Origin of the sequence: Mycobacterium sp., from assembly GCF_050700595.1 — a bacterium.
Lineage (GTDB): Bacteria > Actinomycetota > Actinomycetes > Mycobacteriales > Mycobacteriaceae > Mycobacterium.
Genome location: NZ_JBOHHI010000239.1, coordinates 1 through 7,258, shown reverse-complemented (window position 1 = coordinate 7,258; position 7,258 = coordinate 1). Strand labels below are relative to the sequence as shown.

The window sequence follows — 7,258 nt, the reverse complement described above, 5'->3', positions numbered from 1 at the left end:
AACGTCGCGGCCGAACTCAACGCGCGTCCCCGCAAGCGCTTCGGCTGGCGCACCCCCGCCGAAGAACTCAACCGACTACTCTCAGACCCGTCCGCCTTTGTTGCAGCGACCGCTTGAATCCAAGGCGGCCAGGTAGCCGTAGCCGCAGACTCGATCGCGGGACCCGCACCGAACGACGGCGGCGCGGAGGACTCGGCAGTGCCCCAGATCGTGTTGGGGTTGGCGGACAGTGAGAACGTGACATCGCCGCCGGTGCGGATGAGTGACTCCGGAAGAAACGTGTGATCGGTGGGCTTACCGTCAACGCTGAGGCCGTTGATGTACTTCAGGCCGTTCGATGCGCCCGGTGCGGAGATCCTGATTAATTTCCCTGCGGGAAGGGCGATCTCGGCGTGATCGAAGAGCGGTGTGGTCACGGTGAAGATCGCGGTCCCCGGCGTGCTCGGGTACATTCCGAGCGCGGCCCAGACGTACCAGCTGGACATCGCGCCGAGGTCGTCGTTGCCCGGCTCACCGTCGGGCGTGGGACGGAACAGTTCGCTGCGCACCCGGTCGACCGTCTCCTGTGTCTTCCACGGTTGACCGACGTAGTTGTACAGCCACGGCACCCCGAAGCCCGGCTCGTTGCCAAGCCACAGGTACGGCTCGTCGGGGCCCGCGTTGAGCTCCGTCGTGAAGCGGTCCAACCGCTCGGCCGCGGCCTCGCGCCCGCCGAGAGCGCTCACCAGGCCGGCGATGTTCTGCGGCACCATCCAGGTGTACTGCGCGGCATTGCCTTCCTCGAATCCGTCCTGGCCGAAATCCGAAGTGGGTCCGGAGGACCCGGGCCACGGCAGGAAAATACCGTCGGCGCTGCGCGGCGTGATGTAACCGGTCAGCGGGTTGAACAGGTTCTGCCAATACTGTGCCCGGTTCTGGAATTCGGCGCCAATCACGGACTCGCCGAGCACATCGGCGAATCGGGAGATGGCGAAGTCGTCGACCGACCACTCCAGTGTGATTGACGCGCCGTCCATCCCATGATCGCCGCTAAACTCCTCGGTCTGCGGTGCGTAGCCATGCTGCAGGTAGGTCGCGATTCCCGGCCGCTCCACGTAGCCGCCCCGCCCCACACCGCCGTCGGTGGCCGCTTTGAGCATGTAATAAAAAGCCGTTTTGGCGTCGAAGTCCTTCGCCCCGAACGTATACAGGTTGACGATCAGCGGAACCACGTTGTCTCCGGTCATCTCGCCGGTCGCCGAATTCGCCACCGCCCAACGCGGAAGCGATCCGCTCTGCTCGGCGTCGTTCACCAGCGATTGCGCCATGTCGCTGGCACGCTCCGGGAAGAGCAGCGCCTGCAGCGCGGCGAGGCAGCGGTAGGTGTCCCAGTCGGAGAAGTTGGTGTACTGGGTGTGTCCGCTGGCCACGGTGTGGACGTTGCCGTCGAACCCGAGGTAGCGTCCGTCTGCATCGTTAAAGGTGTTGGGGTGCAAGAAAGATCGGTACAGCGCGGTATAAAAGGTCTTCACGTCACCGGTATTGGTGCCCGCCACCGCGATGCGCGACAGCACGGCGTTCCATTCGCCGGATGCGGTAGCGCGGACGTTGTCGAAACCGGCTCCGGCCTCGGCGGCAAGGTTGGCCAGCGCTCCGTCCACACTGACGTAAGACAGCGCGGTGTGCACCTCGACCACCGAGCCGGCCGGGAACTCCACCCATCCCCCGCTGCGACTCGCCTCCGCGCTGCGCGCACCGGCGTACACCGAGTCGCCGTCCCAGCTGCCGTAGGAAGTGAACGGCCGGCTGAGCTTCATCGCGAAATACACCGTGTAGATGTTGTTCTTGCCGCAGAAGTCGCCGGTGGTCGCCGATCCGGTGATCGTGGTGTTGTCCTCGCCGATCCGGATACTCGCCGCGAAGTTGCCCGCCAGCGAACCACCGGGGCGCACGTGGAACAGCGCGGGCCGACCGTCGTCGGGGTAGCTGAACCGGCCGACGCCGGTGCGGGTGGTGGCGGTCAGTTCGGCGGTCACCCCGGTGTCGGGGAACCGCACCGCGTAGTAGCCGGGCACGCCGACCTCGGTGTCGTCGTGGGCGATCTTCTCCCACGCGTACCACGGCTGCTCGCCGATCGCGGTGGTCGTTGGCAGCATCGGGATGTCGCCGAACGCGTTACAGCCCACCGAGGCGTGGGTCATGCTGAACCCGGTGGAGCGCTCGTTGTCGTGGTCGTAGCCGGCGTAGGTATCGGTGGTGTCCGGCGAGTACTGCACCATCCCGAACGGCACGGATGCGCCGGGGAAGTTGTTGATCTCGCCACCCGTCTCGCTCGACCCGGTGCCGATCAGGGTGTCGACGTGGCCGACCGGGTTCGTCACGAAGGCGGGCTCCTCGGCGTGCGCCGGAGCGCTGGTCAGCATCATGCAGCCAGCCGCCACCGTTAGTACCGCGGCGAGCGCCCTTCGTAACGGCATAGCTGTCTCTTACTGCATAGCCGTCACGTCGCGTGGGCGTTTTCACGGCACTATCGCACGTGACATCAGGTGAAGTGCACCGGCCGGTGCGCGCCGATAGCGTCACCGCGTGCGACCGTGCCTGCGTCAACGCGAGTCTCGATTTTATTGACAGATGGAAACAGTTAATGCAGTATGAACCGGGACATCAAGAAAATCGCCAAGTGGGCACGGTCTCAGGAATGGTTCTATGCCCCCGACGGTGACTATGTGGCCGGCTATCCGGCGACGCCGTGCCCGCCCACCAAGCAAGAAGGAAAAGCGAGCGCAGCGCGCGACGGAGGACGAGAGCGATGAGTGACTGGGTGATCAGCTTGACCTATCCGCTTGATCCGTCGATGGAGGAGATGGATCGGTGGGCGGATCAGCTGGTGGAGTACGACGGTCATGCGTCGCGGCCGACGCGTGGCGTCGTTGATGTGACGGTGCACGCGCCGACCACGATGGATATCTGGGACGCGGGCCGGAAATTGTCGGACGTTGTCGAGCATGTGGTTGGTGCTCGCCCGATCGGCGTGGAGGTGATCACCGAGGCTGAGCTGTTGCGGCGTGCTGGTGAGCCCACGATGCCAGAGTTGATGTCTGCGGCCGAGATTGGGCAGGAGTTGGGTGTGTCGCGACAGCGCGTACACAAGTTGCGTTCGATGCGGGGATTCCCCGCGCCGTTGGCGGAGTTGCGTGGTGGTGCCGTGTGGGATGCGGCTGCTGTACGGAAGTTCGCGGAGGGATGGCAGCGGAAGCCTGGCCGGCCGCGTGTCTTGCGCTAAAGCTGACCGAAGTAGGCCGTCGCTTCTGGTGGGCGTTCGAGCGTTGACGTCCGACCAATCGCAGGTAGAATGATCTGCGTGACTGAAGGAATGCAATTCATTAATCTCACGCCCTCACCTGGGAATGAACCGGTGGCTAAGGCGCTGGTCATCCCGGAAACGGCGCCCGCAACCGCCTCCGATCTCGCCGCCGCAATCGAGGAAATCCGGCCCGAAGGCCAAGAGGTCGTGGTTCTGGCCGCAAACCATTCGGTGGCCGCGCAGATCACCCGGTTGGCTGCCATGCTGGCTCAGAGCGAAGAGCAAACGGATCGCCTGGTCGATGCGATGTTCGTCCCCGGCCCCACGGTGTCGCCGGCAACGGCGCGCCAAGCCCATCGCAACGCCGAGGCACGCCAAGAACTCGTCGACGAATTCGGCTTCTATGGCAGCGACCAGATTGCCGAAGTCGCCGGTTCAGCTGCGACCAACCGCTCCGCCACTGCCTCACGCTGGTTGGCCGCCGGCCGGATCTTCACGGTCAACCACCGCGGTGTGCGGCTCTATCCGAGCTTCCAGTTCGGCACCGACGGACACCCGAGGCCGGTAATCGCCAGTGTGCTGGAGGTTTTCCAGCCATACGGTCTCGACGGTTGGGAGACTGCGCTGTGGTTCACCACGGCCAGCGGCTGGCTCGACGATCAGCGTCCCGTTGACCTGCTGACCCGCGAGCCCGAGCAGATCGTCGAAGCGGCACGACACACATTCGACGACGTGATGGCATAGGCGTGCGTGTCCCTGGTGTGCTGGCTCCGTTGCCGCAGCCGCACGAAAGAATCTGGCCCGCAAAGCATCCGATTATCCGCTGCCACAACAGCGCGCTAGGGGCAACCGAGTTCAACACCTCCAACGATTCCCGCCGCTTTCGTCCCGTCACAAGCCAGAGCGCGGTTGTGCCGACGCTCTACGGTGCTGACCTTGTGGAAGGCGCGTTGTCGGAGTCGGTGTTCCACGACGTGCCGTTACGCGGCCCGGGACGCCGGGTGCAACGCAAGGCGCTCGTGCCGATGATCCGGTCGACGGTGATTCCGCAGCGTGATCTGCGGCTGGTCCAACTCCACGGCACTGGCCTCAAGAAACTGGGCGTGACCCATGGCGAGCTGATCGAGACCAGCGCCCGCCAATATCCCCGCACTGCAGCGTGGGGACAGGCGTTTTACGACCATGACGACTATGACGGGCTGGTCTGGCGTTCGCGTCAGTTCAACGACTCCTACGCCGTGATGCTGTGGGGTGATCGCGTCAAGCGTCGCAAGGACATTGACGTCGACGACGCGAATGCGCCGCTGTCGTTATATCTGGGCGCCGGATTCGACGAGGTTCAGCAACTGGCCGACGACTGGTTCATCACCGTCGTCGGCTAGCAGGCGCAATTTCCCTACCGCTCGCCCGACACGTACAGGCTCGACGGCGCCCCGTCCTCGATGCCCTCCGGGGGATGGCGGTCGTAGCGGGCCATCACCTCCTCGGCCGTTTGCACCGACACCTCCCAGCCGTGGCCGCGCAACCAGTCGCCGACGTCGGCGCGGTCCTCGAAGTACCACAGCTCCTCGAAGTCGGGAATCTCGGGCTGCTCGCGTCCCAGCCGGGCCGCCAGCTCGCGGTAGCGCCGCGTCTGCGAGCGCCGCCGCTCCCGGGCCTCAGGCTTGTTGAAGTCGGGGCCCATCGCCCCGACGGCGATCCGGCTGCCGGCGGCGGCCAGCGTCTGGATGCGCTCGAACAGCAGATCCTGGGCCGCGGCCGGCAGAAACATCAGCAGCCCCTCAACGGACCAGGCACTCGGCGCCGAGACGTCAAAACCCGCCTGCGCCAACGCCGTCGGCCAGTCCTGGCGCAGATCGACCGGAACATCGACCAGCTTGCACCTGGGCAGCGCACCGCGTTGTTGCAACGTCGACAACTTGAACTCCAGCACCCTGGGCTGGTCGAGCTCATAGACCGTCGTCCCGCCCAGCCACGGCAACCGCCACGCCCGCGCGTCCAGGCCCGCCGCCAAGATCACCGCCTGCCGCACGCCCACGTTGTTCGCGTTGAGGAAGAACTGGTCGAAAAATGCTGTCCGCGAAGCAAAGTAGTCGCGCATCCCCTGCAGGCGCCGCGGCACGTCGGGTTCAGCCTCGACAACCTCGGCAGGCAGCTCGGGGTTCCCGAACCAGTTCCACACACCGTCTCCGGCGGCGTCCAGGAACACCCGCGCGAACGGATCGTCGATCAGCGGATTCTCACTCTCGGTGTCGGCCGCGCGGGCCGCCGCCACGCCCAGCGCCGTCGCGCCCACACTCTCGGTGATGTCCCAGCTGTCGTCGTCGGTTCTGGCCACGGTTACTCCCTCCTCGCAAGCGCCTTATCAGCGCGGGTAAGCGGCGCTGACGTCGGTGTGCACGAAATCGTTACCTACATACAGCAGTGGTCGGTCTGGTCAGTGCCGGTCCTTTGGCGGGCTCTCGTACCAGTGCGGTGGTGTGTGCATTCTTGATGGTGAAGCCCACGGTAGAAGGGTATCGGGCGGGTAAAGAAGGCTCATATCATGCGGGATCTTCGTCCTAGCCCATGAGCGACGGCATTGACGACGTTGACGATGTATGCTTGACGACGTTGACGGCAGATGGGAGGGAACCCGACGATGACGGACCTTGCTTCATTCGAGCAGGAGATCATGCGATCGGTCGGCCGGAAGGTCCACGATCGACTCCGCCAGGCGCGCGAAGCGCAGCTTCGTCCCGAGGAGTTCGGAGATCCGGAGGACATCGCGGACGCCATGGTGGCAGCACTTCCGTTGGGTCATGTCTTCGACGAGATATCGGGCCCTTTCTATGACACCTCGGGGCTTAGCCGATGGCTCGGGATCTCACGTCAGGCCCTGCACCAAAGAGCGGCACGGCACGCGATCCTGGCATGCCCCCTCGACGATGGCGGGGTCGTCTACCCGACCTGGCAATTCCTCGACAACGGCGCGACCATCCCGTCGTTGACCGAGGTGCTCGCCACGCTGGCAGAAGGTACCGACGATGCGTGGATGATCGCGCTGTGGATGCGAGCGCCAAGCGAAGACCTCGACGGCGACCGTCCCAGCGACTGGTTGCGCAATGGCCGTGATTCGCAACAAGTGCTGGCAACGGCACGGCAGGTAGCGTCGGGCTGGGCCGCGTGAGCGCTTCCCGGCAGCGCCCAGCGCTGGGCCCGCCGCCGGCCGACCTATCGAAGTTCCCTCGATCAAAGCTTTCGCCCGACGCGGAGTTGTACCGTGCGCACACCGTCGCTAACTCGCAGTGGTGGTTCTCCTCTAATTTGTCGGGTCGTTTCGACGTGAACCAGCCCAACGGAACGTGTTATCTCGCAACGGATACCGCCTCCGCATTGCGGGAAAGATTCGGTCACGACCTGGTCCGCCAGGGGGTAGTCACATTCAGGGCGGCGGCCCGAACCCAGGTGTCGAAGCTGCAAGTTCCCTCGCTGCGCTGGCTTGCGAACACCTGCTCGCCGCGTGTGGCAAGCTTCGGCATGACCCGTGAAATCGGGACCTGCCCGTCGTACAAGTTTCCGCAGGCGTGGGCGGCGGGTTTTTTCGGCGGCCGCAAGCATTCGGGCATCCGTTACCAATCCCGCTTCAGCACCGGGCCCAAGCCCAACTCAGTGGCGTTGTTTGACCTTGCCGGGCAACAAGGTTGGCCTACCGATCCAAACCCGATCGACGGCGTTCAAGCGTGCACCAACGAGGGCATCAGGGTTGAGCGGGCCCCCACGCGCCGACAGGTACAAATCGTGCAGCCGCCAGAATGAGCGAGCTGCTCAACGCACCTTAGCCTCAATCCGTGGATGGGTAATTTCCGGCGTTCGCTTGCGGATTTCGGTGGGGTGCGGTCGGGCGTGGATGTAATGGGGCGTGCGTGATCTGCTGGCTTGTACCAGCTTTTCCTTTGTGGGTTCCTCGGGTCGGGCCTGGGATGGCCGGGCTGG

The 7,258-nt window shown here is 64.8% G+C and carries 7 protein-coding genes; 5 read left to right on the top strand and 2 right to left on the bottom strand.

Annotated elements, in window-relative coordinates; all coding sequences use genetic code 11:
• On the bottom strand, positions 1–2,405 hold a 2,405-nt coding region (locus ACRDTL_RS22000), incomplete at its 3' end, for a GH92 family glycosyl hydrolase (RefSeq protein ID WP_431508816.1).
• A 383-nt stretch (positions 2,406–2,788) separates the two neighbouring features.
• Between ACRDTL_RS22000 and ACRDTL_RS21995 the strand changes: the two genes are divergently transcribed.
• From ACRDTL_RS21995 to ACRDTL_RS21985, 3 genes are all read left to right on the top strand, one after another.
• Positions 2,789–3,262 carry a hypothetical protein gene (locus tag ACRDTL_RS21995; protein WP_431508815.1) on the top strand — a complete coding sequence of 158 codons (474 nt, stop codon included), beginning with the start codon at positions 2,789–2,791 and terminating at the stop codon, positions 3,260–3,262.
• Between the two features lie 132 nt (positions 3,263–3,394).
• Positions 3,395–4,027, top strand: coding sequence for a hypothetical protein (locus ACRDTL_RS21990; RefSeq protein ID WP_431508814.1), 633 nt, complete (start codon positions 3,395–3,397; stop codon positions 4,025–4,027).
• A gap of 2 nt (positions 4,028–4,029) precedes the next feature.
• Entirely contained in the window at positions 4,030–4,665 is a 636-nt protein-coding gene (locus ACRDTL_RS21985) for an RES family NAD+ phosphorylase (protein ID WP_431508813.1), read from the top strand.
• A gap of 14 nt (positions 4,666–4,679) precedes the next feature.
• Here ACRDTL_RS21985 and ACRDTL_RS21980 read toward each other — a convergent pair whose 3' ends face one another.
• Positions 4,680–5,621 carry a class I SAM-dependent methyltransferase gene (locus ACRDTL_RS21980; RefSeq protein ID WP_431508812.1) on the bottom strand — a complete coding sequence of 314 codons (942 nt, stop codon included), beginning with the start codon at positions 5,619–5,621 and terminating at the stop codon, positions 4,680–4,682.
• Between the two features lie 303 nt (positions 5,622–5,924).
• Between ACRDTL_RS21980 and ACRDTL_RS21975 the strand changes: the two genes are divergently transcribed.
• Together ACRDTL_RS21975 and ACRDTL_RS21970 are read left to right on the top strand one after the other, a co-directional pair.
• Positions 5,925–6,452, top strand: coding sequence for a hypothetical protein (locus tag ACRDTL_RS21975; protein WP_431508811.1), 528 nt, complete (start codon positions 5,925–5,927; stop codon positions 6,450–6,452).
• Positions 6,449–7,081 (top strand): RES family NAD+ phosphorylase, encoded by a 633-nt coding sequence (locus ACRDTL_RS21970; RefSeq protein WP_431508810.1) that lies wholly within the window; start codon positions 6,449–6,451, stop codon positions 7,079–7,081. The genes ACRDTL_RS21975 and ACRDTL_RS21970 overlap by 4 nt, the downstream gene beginning before the upstream one ends.
• The last annotated feature ends 177 nt before the right edge of the window (positions 7,082–7,258 follow it).

Coding starts and splice junctions, on each gene's coding strand:
- ACRDTL_RS21975 (WP_431508811.1), top strand. CDS start 5,925: ATGACGGACCTTGCTTCATTCGAGCAGGAGATCATGCGATCGGTCGGC.
- ACRDTL_RS21995 (WP_431508815.1), top strand. CDS start 2,789: ATGAGTGACTGGGTGATCAGCTTGACCTATCCGCTTGATCCGTCGATG.